This window comes from Brucella tritici (assembly GCF_008932295.1).
Taxonomy (GTDB): Bacteria; Pseudomonadota; Alphaproteobacteria; order Rhizobiales; family Rhizobiaceae; genus Brucella; species Brucella tritici.
The window spans coordinates 1-14,949 of record NZ_WBWA01000030.1 but is presented as its reverse complement, the minus strand read 5'-3'; the positions used below and the strand labels follow the sequence as shown (position 1 = coordinate 14,949).

The window sequence follows — 14,949 nt, the reverse complement described above, 5'->3', positions numbered from 1 at the left end:
GGGTTATTTCTTGCGTTGGCGGGTGACGAAGAAGGCGGCAGCCAGCAGGATGAAGCAGCCCACGACGAGACGCTGCCACGTGCTGGGGATGCCCACGAGCACCAGAACACTGTTGATGACGGTGATGAGCAGCACACCGAGAAGAGTGCCGACGACGGTGCCGGTGCCGCCGGTGATGCGCGCGCCACCGAGAACCACAGCCGCGATAACGCTGATTTCGGTTCCCACGAAGTCGAATGGGCTCGACTGGCGGTTGGCGCAGACATGGATGATACCGGCAAGCCCTGCCAGACCACCTGCATAGCCGAACAGGAAGATACGGATGGTGCGCAGATTATAGCCAAGGCGGGCAGCAATCTGGCTGTTGCCGCCCATTGCGAAAATCGCACGGCCCATCAAGGTGCGGTTCAATATCCACCAGGTCAGGATTGCAGCCGCAGGCAGCACCAGAAAATAGAATGGCATGGTGATGGTGGCGCCGGTTGCCGATTCAAACTGGAACAGCGGAAGGCGACCAAAAGCACCCATTGTCGGAGGCAGGGACATGATCCAGACCGTGCCGACAAAAGCCAGCAGGAAGCCGCGGAAGAGATATTGCGTGCCGATGGTGACGATCAGCGACGGTACATTGAGGTAATGCACCAGAAGACCGTTGAGAACGCCAAGGAAAATACCGCCTGCAATCGCCATCAAAATGATGAAGATGATCGGCAGTTCCGGCATGTAGGACTGCACCAGAAGCGTCAGCGAATAGACTGTCGTGGCAGCAATCGCCGTAAAGGAAACATCGATGCCGCCAGCGGCGAGGATGATGAAGACGCCAAGCGCAAACAAGCCCATCACCACACTGGCGCGACCGATATCGATCAGTGTCGAGGCTTGCAGGAATGCAGGGTTGATGACCGAAACAATCATGCAGATTGCCACAAGCAGGAAGAAAGTGATCGATTCCGGGCGCCTGCGAATGAACTCACCCGGCTTGAAGGATTGGGTCCGACCTAAATCCTGTTGATACTGCGACGCACTCATTAGGCAACTTCCTTCTGCGACGACATCATGGCTTGATAGAGCTCATCTTCGGTGGCCTGTGCCGCATCGAATTCGGCAACAATGCTGCCTGCGTTCATGACAAGAATGCGGTCTGCATTCTGCAGAAGCTCCGGCAGATCATCGCTGACGATGATGAGACCCATGCCAGCTTCGGCCAGCGCCTGAATTGCGCGATAAATCGTGTCTTTCGATCCCACATCGACGCCAACAGTCGGACCGTGCAGCACCAGAAGCTTGGGGCCGATGCTCAACCAGCGGCCGATCAAAACGCGCTGCTGATTGCCGCCCGAAAGCGCACCAACCGGCAGGTCGAGATTGGTGGTGTTCAGCCGCATCTCTTTCATTAGCGAGGCGGCAATAGTCCGGCCCTCTTTCTGATCAACGATGCCAAGGCTGTTGCAGAGCTTTTTGAAGATCAGCGCGATCTCGTTTTCAAAGATCGATTTATCAAGGAACAAGCCTTCTGCAAGCCGGTCTTCCGGCACATAGCCTATGCCGCGCTCAATGGCTTCCGCAGGGCTTTTGACCTCGGTTACAGTTCCTTCGAGGCGGATTGAGCCGGAATGTGCAGGCACAACGCCGGTGATTGCCATGGCAAGCTCGTTACGGCCCGAATCCGCAAGACCGGTAATGCCGAGGATTTCGCCTTTGCGTAAGCTAAAGCCGATGCCCTTGAAACCAGACGCCGACAACTTATCGAGTTTCAGCAGTTCTGCTTCACCCGGTTGCCCCGTGCGGTAGCGCTCGGCGTCGATTTCCCTGCCGATCATCAGCTCGGAAAGCTGCTTCTTGGTATAATTTTCGATTGGCCCCTGTGCCACGCACTGGCCATCGCGGAAGACAACCGCATTGCCGCCGATGCGATAGCATTCATCAAGCTTGTGGGTCACGAAAAGCACGGCGACGCGCTCTGCGCGCAGACGCTCGACCACTTCAATCAGATTGTCCACTTCGCGACGGGTCAGCGATGTGGTCGGCTCGTCCATGATGACGAGCTTGGCGTGCGTTGCAATGGCGCGCGAAATCGCGACGAGCTGGCGCATGGCAAGCGGCAGCTCGGAAACGATTGTATTCAGAAAGGCTTTGTCGGTCGGCAGGCCAACCGTGCTCAAAGCTCGTTCTGCGGTCTCACGAAGCTGCGAAAACTTGACGCTGCGAAACAGTCGGCCATTGCCTTCAACGAGCTGCTCATTCAGCGCTACGTTTTCGGCAACGGTCAGATTGGGAATAAGCGACAGATCCTGATAAACGGTCTCGATACCGGCTGCCAGCGACTGGATCGGGTTCAGCGCGGTATAGGTTTTGCCATCCAGAATAATCTCGCCTTCGCTGGGTGCATGTGCGCCGGACATGATCTTGATGATGGTGCTCTTGCCGCAACCATTTTCACCCAACAGGTGATAGGCCTGGCCAAGATCGATTGTCAGATTGATGCCGCGCAGCGCGTGAACGCCGCCAAACCGCTTATGGATATTGCGCAGTTCGAGATAGCGATCCGGAGACCGGTCGGTGCTCGTCCCATTCGTCGTCTTAGTTGACACGTTGAATTCCTTTGTCGCCGCGCCGTTCGCAAAGGCGACCGCGCTGGCTGTAGGACCGGGTTGGCTGTAACTGCCGCCCGCTAATGTCTTGATTTTTGATGGTTCATTCGGTCCAGGCGCCCGGATGCAGCGGGGGCTGCATCCGGGCTTTTGACACCATTCGCATGCGGCTGAACGATGTCCGCATGCGATGGTCAGTCAGCCTGTCGTGGTGCTCTTAGAACAGGTGTTCCTTGTAGGTGGCCTTGTCAGCGAGAACCATGCCGTTGCCGATGACGAGGAGGCCTTCGCCTGCACCCTTCTTCACGCGAACGCTGTTGTAGCCTTCAACGCCAAGATCGGTGCCGTCCTTCACTTCCTTCTTTTCAAGGAACATGCGAGCAAGCGCGTTCATGGCCATACCGGCCTTCTGCGGATCCCAGAAGCCGATTGCGGTGATTGCGCCGGATTCCAGAAGATCAGCCGACGGATTTGGCAGACCGGTGCCAACCAGGCAGACCTTGCCGCTCAGGCCAGCTTCATCGATTGCACGGCCAACGCCGAGAACGTCATTACCGGCAGAAGTCTGGAAGCCCTTCAGGTCAGGATGCTTGCGCAGGATTTCCTTGGCCTTTTCGTAGGTGCCGTTGGCATCGTCGAAGGATTCATTGTTCGGATCGACGAGCTGCATGTCGGCATACTTCTTGGCGTTTTCTTCCGCTGCGCCAACCCACTGCATATGCGTGCGGCTGCCGAGCGAGCCAACGAAAGTGGTCCACTTGCCGCTCTTGCCCATGCATTCCGCCAGACGTTCGTTGAGCGCCGTTCCGTAATCCGCATTATCGAAGGCTTCGACGTCGGCCATGGTGTTGACCTGGTTGTCGGCCTCGTGGGTCACAACAACGATGCCGCGTTCCATGGCGCGCTTGAAGGTGCCTTCGAGAACAGCCGGGTCCATCGGAACGACGGCGAGAGCGTTTACGCCCTTGGCAACGAGGTCCTGAACGATCTGGAGCTGCTGCGCGGCGTCGGACGTCGCAGGGCCGCTCTGGGTTGCAACCACATCAGGATTTGCCTTCTGATAGGCTTCCACACCGGTGTTCATGCGGTCGAACCACGGAATACCGCTGATCTTGACGACCGTTGCAATAACCGGCTTTTCCTGTGCGACGAGCGTGCCCGCGCTGCCTGCGACAACAGCCGCGCCAATGATTGTGCCAGCGAGCAGTTTTTTCGTTTTTGCTTTCATTATTTCCTCCACACTTACAATCCCCCAGTATCTATGCTCGGGTGCCTGAGGGGTGCGCACCGATGTTTCCCTTCTGGCGATTGCCAAGGGTAAAGAATCCCGCGATGTCGTATTTTCCGACTGCGAGGAAGGCGAGCAGCAGCAGGCCCCAGGCGAAGTCGCGGACAAAATTGGAAAGGCCGCCGAAGTTGAGCAGGCTGGACATGAGTTGCAGCGCAACAGCGCTCAGCACCACGCAGATCACGCGGCCATAGCCGCCTTCCGGCTTAACGCCCGCCATGACGGCGATGAGAATGGCGACCAGAAGATATGAGCTGCCATAGTCGAACTTCACGTTGACGTTGCGTGCAGCGATGATGATCCCTGCCAATCCTGCCAGCAGGCCGCTGGTTGCATAGGTGGCAACCAGAACGCCATTGCGCGGGAAGCCGGCAAAAACAGCGGCTTTCGGATTGGTTCCCATCAGCATCAGCCAGTAACCGTAGGGCGTGAAGCGCACGACCGCAGCAATAAGCACCGCCATCGCGATGAAGATGAGGAAGCTGATCGGAACAGCCAGAAACATGTCGTTGCCGATGCGCGACAGAAGATCGGGGCTGCCGACCATGACCGCGCGTCCGCCGGAAACAACAACCGCAAGTCCCGTAAATGCCATCTGCGTGCCAAGCGTGCAGAGGATCGGGGTGATGTTGAAACGCGCAATCAGCACGCCGTTTATGATGCCGCCCGCAAGGCCGATCAGCAGCGCCAGACCGATGAAGGCAAGGCTGAAGCCAAGCTGGTTTTCAGCGCTGGAGATGAACATCGAAACAATAACGGCGGAGAGCACACCCGCCAGATTGGCCAGCGCGATACCCGAAAGATCGATCCCGCCATTGCCAGCGCACATGGCCAGCATCACGCCGATTGCCAGAAGTCCGATTTCAGGCACCTGGCCTGCCATGGACTGCAGGTTGAACAGGGAAAGGAAAGACCCGCCCGAGATATACGCGCCAAGTGCGAGCAATCCGAGATTGATGACAACAAGCATAGCAAGCTGATTGCTTGGCTTCTGCATGGTCTCCTCCTACCATGTTTAGTAAACAAAACTATTATTCACTAAATAAATGACGAGAAGCAATGCCGCTGTCAAGCGCATTATCGGCAAATTTCCGTTGCCTGTGGATCGTTTTTACCTTAATCGGTTTAAAAGTCGCTCATATTGTTTACTAAACATATGATTCATATCAGGATGTAAAATCGAGCCTTTTGCCGTTGAAAAAGATGAAGCCTGTTCGTTCTTGATTTGAGAAGCAAACCGGCAACATATTGAATCTGGTGCAATTTGCGGATTTGAAGTTCCTGAGAGCAAATGCCATACAAATGGCAGATGTTCTCGTTCCCGGAGCCTGCGTCCTTAACCGAATTCCTGTAATCGTGCGGAGCATATGAAAAAGAAAAAGTCTTTTACGATCAGAGACATCGCAGAGACTGCGGGCGTTTCTCCGGCAACGGTTTCTCTTGTGCTCAACGGCAAGGGCGAAATTTCGGGCGAAACGCGCGCGCGCGTCCTCGAAGCTGTTTCCAGACTGAATTATGTTCCGCGCGCATCAAAGACTGCGCCAAGCAGCGGAGAAACGATCCGCTTTCTGAAGATTGCCAAGCATGGTGAGACGGTCAATCGCGATCACAGTGTTTTTGTCTCGGACTATATTGACGGCATGTCCTCGGAAGCGACACGCAGGAACTATACGCTGGAAGTGGTGAGTTTCGACGGACAGCCGATCAGTGCGGTGGCGGAATCGCTGGCCGGCGCGCCGGTGCGCGGCGTGATCGCGCTTGGAACCGAGCTTTCGGCGGCAGATATCCATATGATACAGGGCCTTGGCCTGCCCACCGTCTTTATCGATACGTTTTATGAGGTCATTGAAGCCAATTTCGTCGATATGAACAATGAGGACGCCGTCTTCAAGGTTCTGTCGCGCTTCAAGCAGCTTGGCTTTTCGCGGATCGGTTTTGTCGCCAGCCATACCGAGACGACGAACTTCCGCCTTCGCCGCGATGCATTTTTCAAGAACATGCAGCGTCTGGACCTGAAGGTTCAGGAGCGTGACGTTCTCTCGGTTGAATCGACTTATGAAGGCGCCCATCGCGACACTTGCGCAATGCTGCATTCGGGGCTCGATCTCGCCGAGTGCTATTTCTGCACGAACGATATCATCGCCTATGGCTTCATCCGGGCACTGAAGGGCAAGGGACTTCGTATTCCTGACGATGTTTCGGTGATTGGCTTCGATAATCTGCCGCAAAGCGCCACCATGGAACCGGGTCTCACAACGGTTGACGTGTCCAAGCGGAAAATCGGAAATCTGGCAGTCACCGTGCTCGACGATTTAATCAACACCGCCGAACCGCAACCGCCGGTAAAGATTCTCGTTGGGGCAAACTTGATCCTGCGCACAAGTGAAACTGCCCATACCCAGAAGACAGCCAAGAGCCGCGAGTTCGGCTAGCGTCCGACCCGGGCACGCCGCTTCTGCAATGCTATGGTGAGTGAAGCCCGACCTGATTGTTTGGCCTTGTATTGCTCAGTTTAAGCCCTCTTCCCCGGCGAGTTTGGTAATCTTGCCGGGCGGTGTCAAAGGTTCAGGAACGGGCACGCCGGTCAGCAACTGATCGGCACCGGAATAGATGTCGCCCTGCACCTGCGCGGTCAGCCGCTCGGCATCGCGCATGCGAATATCGCGTAGAGTGTCCTCTGCGACCACCTCGTCCAGCCCAAGCTCGCAAAGCGCTTCCTTTCCGAACAGCAGTGCGGATTCGAATGTTTCGCGCAATTCGAAATCCACCCCCGCCTTCAACAGCTCGATGGAGTGCGTGCGATCATAGGAACGCACCATCAGCTTTGCTGCCGGGAAATGCGACTTGACCAGCTCGACGATACGATTGGCCGTCTTCCGGTCGTCCACGCACACCATGATGATTTCCGCCTCGTCGGCACCCGAATGATGCAGGATGTCGAGCCGCGATCCATCGCCGTAAAATATCTTGAAACCGAACCGCCCGGCTTCACGGATACGGTTGGGATCGGCTTCGATAATCGAAACATCCGATCTTTGTGCGAGCAGTAATTGCGATGCGATCTGCCCGAAGCGCCCGAAGCCGATCATCAGCACCCGGCCTTTGAGATTGTGCGCGGCTTCAATGCCTTCGAGAGACGGCGCTTCCTCGCGCAGAAGCCGGGACCCCAGAATAAGAACGAATGGCGTAACAGCCATCGACAGAATGATGACGGTTGAAAACAGCGCATTGTCGCGCGCCGAAATCAAACCGTTCCCGAATGCCGATGTATAGAGCACGAAGGCGAATTCTCCGCCCTGCGCAAAAAGCAGTGTCCGTTCGAGCGCCGATCGGTGGCTGGAACCGAAAATGCGGGCGACAGCATAGATACCGATTGCCTTTGTAATCACATAGGCAATGAGGAAGATGAGAACCGAGGGCCAGTCCGATGCGACCACGCCAAGATCGAGCGACATGCCCACAGCCAGAAAGAACAGCCCCATCAAAAGCCCCTTGAACGGCTCGATGTCGCTCTCGATCTGATGCCGGTAGCTGGACCCGGACAGCATGACACCGGCCAGGAAGGCGCCCATAGCCATCGAAAGGCCGCTCGCTTCCATCAGCAGGGCAGCGCCAAGCACGACAATCAGGGCGCCAGCCGTCAGGACTTCGCGCGCTCTCGCACGGGCAAGCAAGGAGAAGAAGGGATCGAGCAGCCAGCGCCCGACAACAATCAGCAGCAAAATCGCGCCGATGGCTGTCGCAATGCCCAGGATTCCACCGGTTTCATGCTGAGAGGGAGAAAGGAAGGCGACGAGTGCCAGCAGCGGCACAATCATCAGATCTTCGAGCAGGAGGATGGAGACAGCCTTCTGGCCGTCTGACGTGGCTATTTCTCCCCGCTCCTGCAACATCGACATGATGACGGCTGTGGAAGATAACACAAAACCGGAGCCGGCAATCAGAGCCGTTATCGGCGACAAGCCCAGAAGAACGCCCGCGCCGGTGAGAAGGGCGATGCAGCTTAGAACCTGCGCAAGACCCAGACCGAATATCTGCTGCCGCATCGTCCAGAGCTTGCCGGGGCGCATTTCAAGTCCGATGACGAACAGGAACATGACCACGCCAAGTTCGGAAAAATGCAGGATCGTTGCAGGGTCGGTGAAAAAGCCGAAAACCGACGGCCCGACCAGAGCACCGGCAGCGAAATATCCCAGCACCGAACCGAGACCGAGCTTGCGAAACAGCGGCACCGCCACAACCCCAGCCGCGAGCAGAACCACAGCAGGCCCCAATGTCTGTCCAAGTCCTTCAGTCGCCATATGGTCTCCGTGTCGGGATCGGTTTGCTTTGATTTACCAATATACTCAATCAATAAAAGCGGAACAATTAAAGCATTTCCAACAAAAGTGCGAAGCGGTTTTGCGTGAGGATAATGCGACGAAACAAGCATTTGGAGCGTCGATCTGGTTCAATCAGGTCGTCGCTCGAACACTGTTCAGCGGCCCCTCGCATGCCATCAATTATAATTTGATTTGCAATTCAAACTATTTTATGTCCTAATCATCGCATGATTTCAGACACTCCCCGTTCTCAATTCGGTATTCGCTTTTCACTGCTGGCGCGGCGCTGGCGGCGCGCACTCGACATCCGGCTTGCCGAAGCCGGACTGACCGATGCGACCTGGGTTCCCCTTGTCCATCTTCACCAGACCGGTGGCGGCGTGACGCAAAAGGAACTGGCCGCTCTGGTTGGCATAGACGGCTCCAGCCTCGTGCGCCTTCTCGACATTCTATGCCGTCAAGGTCTGGCCGAACGCCGCGTCGATGAAAGGGACAGCCGCGCGAGGCTGGTGCATCTGACGGCGCAAGGGGAAAAGCGGGTCGCCGAAATTCGTCAGGAGCTGGCGAAGGGCGAGAAGGAAATGCTCGCCGATCTGTCGGACGATGACATTGCAAGCATGCTTCGAAGCTTCGACAGCATTGAGCACCGGCTGTCGCAGATAAAATCCGACCGCGAGCAGGACCCGGAACAATGAGAGCGGACGGATTTCTTTCCGGGCGGCGTCATGCCGCCTATAACCTTTTGACGCCGCAGCAGTTTCGGGAAAGCGTCGCCCTTGCTGGCCAGCCTTCGCTTAGAAACTCGTCGCTTGCCGGGCTTCAGGCCGCCGCCACGGTCGCTATCGCGCTTCCGCTGGTCAGCCTGTCCTCGTGGTCGCATCTGATCGGCTTTGCTTCGCTTGGCTCGCTTGTCGCATTGTTTGGCCGGTTCGCTCCGCAGGCAAAACGCGAATGGATCGTTTTCCTGTGTGCGATCTGCCAGACGCTCGCCGTGTTTTTCATGTCGCTCGCCGCATGGGCTGGCCTGCCCTTGCCCGGCCAGCTTTTGCTGTTGGCACTGTCTGCGGGCATATTCTCTTTCATAACCGTTACCGGAAAATTCGGACCGCCCGGCGCACTCATATTCATCTTTGCAGCCGGTGCCTCCATGGCGCCGGTCGGGTCGCTGTATGATGTCTTCGAGCGTACTGCCGCGACAGCAATTGTCTCGGCTCTCGCCTGCCTGATCTGCGCCCTGACCGAGAAGTTTCGTCATCAGGCATCGGCGGAAAAGCCGTTTCCGTCCGAGCCGTCACGCCCGACCGCTCACAGGCTTATTGCCGCCAGCCGGATTTCGCTTGGCGCAGCGATTGCCGCGCTGGCTGCCTATGCTCTTGGCGCAACACATCCAGCCTGGGCGGCCATGGGCGCTGTCGCCGTGATGCAGGGCGCGCATCTGCACATCAGCATGAACCGGGCCTTGCAGCGCATGGCGGGCACGCTTCTGGGCGCTTTGATTACATGGCTGGTACTTGCGCAAGGCCCCAGCCTCTGGTCCGTCATTGCAATTCTGGCTGGACTGCAATTCGCCACCGAGGTCATTATCGGCAGCAATTATGCGCTGGGACAGATTCTGGTGACGCCGATGGCGCTTTTGATGACCTATCTGGCAACACCGGGAGTACCGCACGACGGCATGATTTCCGAACGTATCCTCGATACGTTTCTGGGTGCCGTTCTGGCGATCATCTTCGCAGTCATCTGCTCCAACCGCGATGACCGCATTTTCCTCGCAGAGCATCGGGCTCGGAATTAGAGCATGTCTCCCGAAAGTGGGAACCGGTTTCCACTTTTTGGGATGTGCTCCAATCCGGCAAAAGAAAAAGGCGCCTTGCGGCGCCTTTTTACTAACTTACCAATCGGCCCAACCATATCAATATGCAAGCGCCGATAAAGCCCGCGATCAGATAGCCCAGCCAGCCGCCGAACGAAACACCGAGAAATCCGAAGATAAAACTCGCTACGGCTGCGCCGATAATACCGAGGATGACATTCATGAATATCCCGGTATTGCTGTTCATGAAATTGGAGGCAATCCAGCCGGCCAAACCGCCGATGATGATTGCCGCAATCCAGCCTATTCCTGCGCTTCCCATCGGGAACCCTCCTGATTACAATCCGGCGGGTACTTTGCCGCCATTATCCTTGAGTTTCTGGATCACCTGCTTGTGCAGCCAGACATTCATGGTCGCGGAATCGCCCGTGTCGCCGGTATAACCCAGCTCCTTGGCGAGCTCCTTGCGGTGTTCCAGGCTGCTGTCGAGGCCGAGAGCTTTCATAAGATCGACGATCGAAGTCTTCCAGTTGAGCTTCTGGCCGCTTTTGGCAACAGCAGCGTCCAGAATGGCGCCTACATCGACAGCGCCCGCAGAAGCGGGTGCGGATGCAGATGGCGCCGGAGCGGCGGCAGTAGATGAAGCGGTCGGTGTCGGCGCAGGCTGTGCAGCCGTTTCCGTCCCAGGAGTTGCCGCTTGTGCCTCTCCCCAAATGGCGTTCTTAATCTTATCGAAAATCCCCATAATGAACTCCAATCGTTGAAAACCGATATGCCCCCAAACTCCCGATTTGTGACGACCGGAAACCTGGACACAGCAAATCATCCGGTGATTCCCGGACAAACGCTCGAACTAAATGAATCCAAAGCCATTTTGTTCCCGATAAAGATGCAGATTAGGAGTTTCTGCCAAACTGGGCGCGTCATTGCCGGGCACTCGGAGCCAAAAAAACGGTTACAAAGATAAGTTCGAACATCTCGACAGGACATATCGTCAACCCGAAATATTCCCCTATCTTGTACTGCATCAGCCACGACCAAGGGGAGCTGTCGCGTGGAGAAGCAGCTTGTTACGTTCAATGCCGGTTCCTCAACTGTGAAGATCGGCGTGTTCGCTTATGATGGGCAGGACATCCGGAAACTATCGCGGGGTGAGATCGATCTGAACGGATCGCCTCTGACGTTTCGGTTGCGCGGCGAGAACGAAAAGCTGGACATTGCCTTGGTATCCAAGGGCACCGACAATATTGTTAGCATTCTGGATGAGCTGTTCGCGAAATTGGCTGCACAGATCAATCCCGCAAACATTCTTGCCGTCGGCCATCGCGTTGTCTTTGGTGGCGATCAGTTCGCCGGGCCAATATTATTAGACGGCAAACATATCGATGCCATCGACCGCTTGTCCATTTTCGCTCCGCTTCACCAGCCTAAAAGTGTGGCGTTGATAAAGGCGGTCCGAAAACTCTTTCCACACCTCGCCCAAACAGCTTCCTTCGACACTGCCTTTCATCAAACCATACCGGATAATGTCCGGCGCTTCGCAATTCCACGCGATCTCCACGAGCGCGGGATAAAGCGGTATGGCTTTCACGGCTTGTCCTACAAATCCATCGTCGCAAATTTTTCCCGACGGGAGCCCGAGCTTGCCCGCGGAAAGATCATTGCGGCTCATCTGGGAAGTGGGGCCAGCCTGTGCGCCATGGACGGTGGCAAAAGCGTCGACACCAGCATGAGCTTTTCAACGCTTGACGGCATTCCTATGGCGACCCGTTGCGGAGCCCTTGATCCGGGTGTTCTTCTTCACCTGTTGCAACAGGAAGACATGCGAGCCGATGAGCTTTCCGATCTGCTTTATCATCGTTCCGGCCTTCTCGGCCTGTCCGGATTGAGCGGCGATACGCGTGATCTGCTCAGCAGCAAGGACCACAGGGCTCGGGACGCCCTCGACATCTTTACCGCGCGCATAGCCGGCGAAATCTGCCGACTTGCCGCAACGCTCGGCGGCCTCGATGCGCTTATCTTCACAGCAGGCATCGGTGAACACCAACCTACAATCCGTGAAGCGGTCTGCGGGCGGCTCTGCTGGCTCGGCTTTGAAGTCGACGCAACCGCCAACGAAGACAATGCTTTCCGGATCACGAACCGATCCTGTCCGGCAGCAGCATTTGTGCTGGCCACGGACGAAGAACAGATCATCGCCTCCGAAACACTGGAAGCCATTCAAAACGCTGCTGTCAGCTACGCGCGCCGTGACAGCGTAACAATCAGCGAAGGAGACAGAGCATGAACAACGAAAACGCTAAGGGTCCTTTGTCGCCACGGCAACTTGCGCTGATCGACCGTTACTGGAGAGCGGCGAACTATCTCTCCGTCGGGCAGATTTACCTGATGGAAAATCCCTTGCTGCGCAAACCGCTGAGGCCAGAGCATATCAAGCCGAGATTGCTCGGCCATTGGGGCACGACGCCTGGCCTCAACTTCATCTATGCGCATCTCAATCGCATCATTCACGAAAGAAACGCCAACGTGATCTACATATGCGGGCCGGGTCACGGCGGTCCCGGCATGGTGGCGAACACCTATCTTGAAGGATCCTATTCGGAGATTTACCCGCCCATCAGCGAGGACGAAGCGGGCATGTGCAAACTGTTTCGGCAGTTTTCCTTCCCCGGCGGCATACCAAGCCATGTCGCACCGGAAACGCCGGGCTCTATCCATGAAGGCGGCGAGCTCGGCTATGCGCTGGTCCACGCCTATGGTGCGGCTTTCGACAATCCAGACCTGGTGGTCGCTTGCGTGGTTGGCGACGGCGAAGCGGAAACGGGAACGCTGGCGACTTCGTGGCATTCCAACAAGTTTCTCAATCCTGCGCGCGACGGCGCCGTGCTGCCGATCCTTCATCTGAACGGCTATAAGATCGCAAATCCCACTGTCCTTGCCCGTCTTTCCGACGATGATCTGGCCAGCCTGTTCAAAGGCTACGGCTATGAACCATTCTTCGTCGAGGGCAGCGAACCTGAAGCCATGCATCAGAAAATGGCGACGACACTCGATATGATCTTCACGCAGATCGAAAAGATCAAGAAAAACGCCGACGTCAAATCGTCGGAACGTCCCCGCTGGCCAATGATCATCCTTCGCAGCCCGAAAGGCTGGACCGGCCCCAAGGAAGTCGACGGCCTCATCGTCGAGAATTACTGGCGCTCGCATCAGGTGCCGGTTGCCAATTGCCGCGAAAATGATGCGCACCGCAAAATTCTCGAAGACTGGATGAAAAGCTATGACCCCGAAGATCTATTTGACGAGAAAGGTGCATTGAAGCCTGAACTGCGCGCACTTGCCCCGAAAGGCGCAGCGCGCATGGGTGCCAATCCGCACGCAAATGGAGGATTACTGCGCAAGGAATTGCACACGCCCGACTTCCGCCAATATGCCGTTGACGTGACTAAACGGGGAGCGATTGACGCACAGTCTACCAAAATACTTGGCGAGTATCTGCGTGACATACTCAAGCTGAACGCGCTGGAGAAGAACTTTCGCGTTTTTGGCCCGGATGAAACCGCCTCGAACCGTCTCAGCGCTGTTTTCGAAGCCAGTGACCGGGTATGGATGGCCGAAACTCTCGACATAGACGACCATCTTTCGTCCGACGGGCGAGTTATGGAAGTATTGAGCGAGAATCTGTGTCAGGGCTGGCTTGAGGGCTATCTGCTGACCGGCAGACATGGATTTTTCTCCTGCTATGAAGCATTCATTCATATCGTAGATTCCATGTTCAACCAGCATGCAAAATGGCTGCAAGTCGCGCGCGAGCTGAAATGGCGAAAGCCCATCTCATCTCTCAACTATCTCCTGACTTCTCACGTATGGCGTCAGGATCACAACGGCTTTTCCCATCAGGACCCCGGCTTTGTCGACCTTGTCGCCAATAAGAGCGCCGATATCATCCGCGTCTATTTCCCGCCTGATGCCAATACATTGCTTTGGGTCGGTGATCATTGCCTGAAAACCTGGAACCGCATCAACGTTATTGTTGCGGGAAAACAGCCGGAACCACAGTGGCTATCGATGGACGAAGCCGTGGACCATTGCGAAGCCGGCCTCGGCATATGGGACTGGGCCGGAACCGAGGACGGTCTTGAACCCGACATCGTCATGGCCTGCGCTGGCGACGTTCCGACGATGGAAACGCTTGCTGCGGTCGATCTTCTGCGTCAATCGTTGCCGCACCTGCGTATCCGGGTAGTCAATGTCGTGGACCTGATGGTCCTCCAGTCACAGCAACATCACCCACATGGTATTGCCGACGACCAATTCGACCGCATTTTCACAACCAACCGCCCGGTGATTTTCGCCTATCACGGCTATCCCTACCTCATTCACCGGCTTGTCTATAAGCGTACCAACCACCCCAATTTCCACGTACATGGCTTCATTGAGCAAGGCACGACGACAACGCCATTTGATATGACCGTTTTGAACGAGCTGGACCGCTTTCATCTCGCAATCGGTGCAATAAAACGGCTGCCGCTCAGCAATGATGCTGCTGTGCCCCTGATTGCCCGTTTCGAGGAGAAACTAGCGCTGCACAAAAACTACGTACGCGAACATGGTGAAGACATGCCGGAAATCCGCGATTGGAAATGGCCGTACGCAAGGACCGGGCAGGCAGAATAATCGATCGTTCATCAATTCCGCGCGGATATAGCGCTTGGGTTTCGGGTCAGGTTTGACCGTCCAAGCTTATAGTATTGACTCAAGCCCGTGCAGGGTAAGAAAATCCCTTTTAAAACGCAAAAACCCCGCAGTTTTTCTGCGGGGTTTGAAAGTCTTGGTTGCGGGGGCAGGATTTGAACCTGCGGCCTTCAGGTTATGAGCCTGACGAGCTACCGGGCTGCTCCACCCCGCGATAAACTTTGTGCGCACCGAGCTTAA

Annotated in this window: 12 protein-coding genes and 1 tRNA gene; 5 read left to right on the top strand and 8 right to left on the bottom strand. The window is 56.2% G+C overall.

What is annotated here, in order from left to right; genetic code table 11:
• Window positions 1-3: 3 nt before the first annotated feature.
• From F9K91_RS21755 to F9K91_RS21740, 4 genes are all read right to left on the bottom strand, one after another.
• Window positions 4-1,029: an ABC transporter permease gene (locus F9K91_RS21755; RefSeq protein ID WP_151678713.1), complete on the bottom strand. Its 1,026-nt coding sequence runs from the start codon at window positions 1,027-1,029 to the stop codon at window positions 4-6.
• Window positions 1,029-2,591, bottom strand: coding sequence for a sugar ABC transporter ATP-binding protein (locus tag F9K91_RS21750; protein WP_151678712.1), 1,563 nt, complete (start codon window positions 2,589-2,591; stop codon window positions 1,029-1,031). The genes F9K91_RS21755 and F9K91_RS21750 overlap by 1 nt, the downstream gene beginning before the upstream one ends.
• Window positions 2,592-2,808: 217 nt before the next feature.
• A complete protein-coding gene (locus tag F9K91_RS21745; RefSeq protein WP_151648939.1) occupies window positions 2,809-3,819 on the bottom strand; it encodes a substrate-binding domain-containing protein in 1,011 nt (336 codons plus the stop codon).
• A gap of 31 nt (window positions 3,820-3,850) precedes the next feature.
• Window positions 3,851-4,876, bottom strand: a complete 1,026-nt coding sequence (locus tag F9K91_RS21740; RefSeq protein ID WP_151558156.1) for an ABC transporter permease — start codon at window positions 4,874-4,876, stop codon at window positions 3,851-3,853.
• A gap of 370 nt (window positions 4,877-5,246) precedes the next feature.
• Between F9K91_RS21740 and F9K91_RS21735 the strand changes: the two genes are divergently transcribed.
• On the top strand, window positions 5,247-6,311 hold the full coding sequence (locus F9K91_RS21735) for a LacI family DNA-binding transcriptional regulator (RefSeq protein ID WP_151558154.1): 1,065 nt from the start codon (window positions 5,247-5,249) through the stop codon (window positions 6,309-6,311).
• Window positions 6,312-6,386: 75 nt separating this feature from the next.
• On the opposite strand, the gene F9K91_RS21730 is transcribed toward F9K91_RS21735, so the two are convergent.
• Entirely contained in the window at window positions 6,387-8,180 is a 1,794-nt protein-coding gene (locus F9K91_RS21730) for a monovalent cation:proton antiporter-2 (CPA2) family protein (protein ID WP_151558152.1), read from the bottom strand.
• Between the two features lie 248 nt (window positions 8,181-8,428).
• Here F9K91_RS21730 and F9K91_RS21725 point away from each other — a divergent pair, with 248 nt between their 5' ends.
• Both F9K91_RS21725 and F9K91_RS21720 read left to right on the top strand, forming a co-directional pair.
• The gene (locus F9K91_RS21725) at window positions 8,429-8,896 is read left to right on the top strand and encodes a MarR family winged helix-turn-helix transcriptional regulator (RefSeq protein WP_151678711.1); all 468 of its coding nucleotides are present in this window, start codon (window positions 8,429-8,431) and stop codon (window positions 8,894-8,896) included.
• Window positions 8,893-9,996: an FUSC family protein gene (locus F9K91_RS21720; protein ID WP_151558148.1), complete on the top strand. Its 1,104-nt coding sequence runs from the start codon at window positions 8,893-8,895 to the stop codon at window positions 9,994-9,996. Before F9K91_RS21725 ends, F9K91_RS21720 begins: the two co-directional genes overlap by 4 nt.
• A 91-nt stretch (window positions 9,997-10,087) precedes the next feature.
• Here the strand turns inward: F9K91_RS21720 and F9K91_RS21715 are convergent, their stop codons facing one another.
• Window positions 10,088-10,336, bottom strand: coding sequence for a GlsB/YeaQ/YmgE family stress response membrane protein (locus F9K91_RS21715; RefSeq protein ID WP_010659353.1), 249 nt, complete (start codon window positions 10,334-10,336; stop codon window positions 10,088-10,090).
• A 15-nt stretch (window positions 10,337-10,351) separates the two neighbouring features.
• The gene (locus F9K91_RS21710) at window positions 10,352-10,759 is read right to left on the bottom strand and encodes a DUF3597 domain-containing protein (protein ID WP_061345689.1); all 408 of its coding nucleotides are present in this window, start codon (window positions 10,757-10,759) and stop codon (window positions 10,352-10,354) included.
• A gap of 309 nt (window positions 10,760-11,068) precedes the next feature.
• Here F9K91_RS21710 and F9K91_RS21705 point away from each other — a divergent pair, with 309 nt between their 5' ends.
• Window positions 11,069-12,301: an acetate/propionate family kinase gene (locus tag F9K91_RS21705; protein WP_151678710.1), complete on the top strand. Its 1,233-nt coding sequence runs from the start codon at window positions 11,069-11,071 to the stop codon at window positions 12,299-12,301.
• Window positions 12,298-14,691, top strand: a complete 2,394-nt coding sequence (locus F9K91_RS21700; protein WP_151678709.1) for a phosphoketolase family protein — start codon at window positions 12,298-12,300, stop codon at window positions 14,689-14,691. Before F9K91_RS21705 ends, F9K91_RS21700 begins: the two co-directional genes overlap by 4 nt.
• A gap of 155 nt (window positions 14,692-14,846) precedes the next feature.
• Here F9K91_RS21700 and F9K91_RS21695 read toward each other — a convergent pair.
• A tRNA-Met gene (locus F9K91_RS21695) sits at window positions 14,847-14,923 on the bottom strand.
• Window positions 14,924-14,949: the final 26 nt, after the last annotated feature.

Coding starts and splice junctions, on each gene's coding strand:
- F9K91_RS21735 (WP_151558154.1), top strand. CDS start 5,247: ATGAAAAAGAAAAAGTCTTTTACGATCAGAGACATCGCAGAGACTGCG.
- F9K91_RS21710 (WP_061345689.1), bottom strand. CDS start 10,759: ATGGGGATTTTCGATAAGATTAAGAACGCCATTTGGGGAGAGGCACAA.
- F9K91_RS21700 (WP_151678709.1), top strand. CDS start 12,298: ATGAACAACGAAAACGCTAAGGGTCCTTTGTCGCCACGGCAACTTGCG.
- F9K91_RS21715 (WP_010659353.1), bottom strand. CDS start 10,336: ATGGGAAGCGCAGGAATAGGCTGGATTGCGGCAATCATCATCGGCGGT.
- F9K91_RS21725 (WP_151678711.1), top strand. CDS start 8,429: ATGATTTCAGACACTCCCCGTTCTCAATTCGGTATTCGCTTTTCACTG.
- F9K91_RS21755 (WP_151678713.1), bottom strand. CDS start 1,029: ATGAGTGCGTCGCAGTATCAACAGGATTTAGGTCGGACCCAATCCTTC.
- F9K91_RS21745 (WP_151648939.1), bottom strand. CDS start 3,819: ATGAAAGCAAAAACGAAAAAACTGCTCGCTGGCACAATCATTGGCGCG.
- F9K91_RS21720 (WP_151558148.1), top strand. CDS start 8,893: ATGAGAGCGGACGGATTTCTTTCCGGGCGGCGTCATGCCGCCTATAAC.
- F9K91_RS21740 (WP_151558156.1), bottom strand. CDS start 4,876: ATGCAGAAGCCAAGCAATCAGCTTGCTATGCTTGTTGTCATCAATCTC.
- F9K91_RS21730 (WP_151558152.1), bottom strand. CDS start 8,180: ATGGCGACTGAAGGACTTGGACAGACATTGGGGCCTGCTGTGGTTCTG.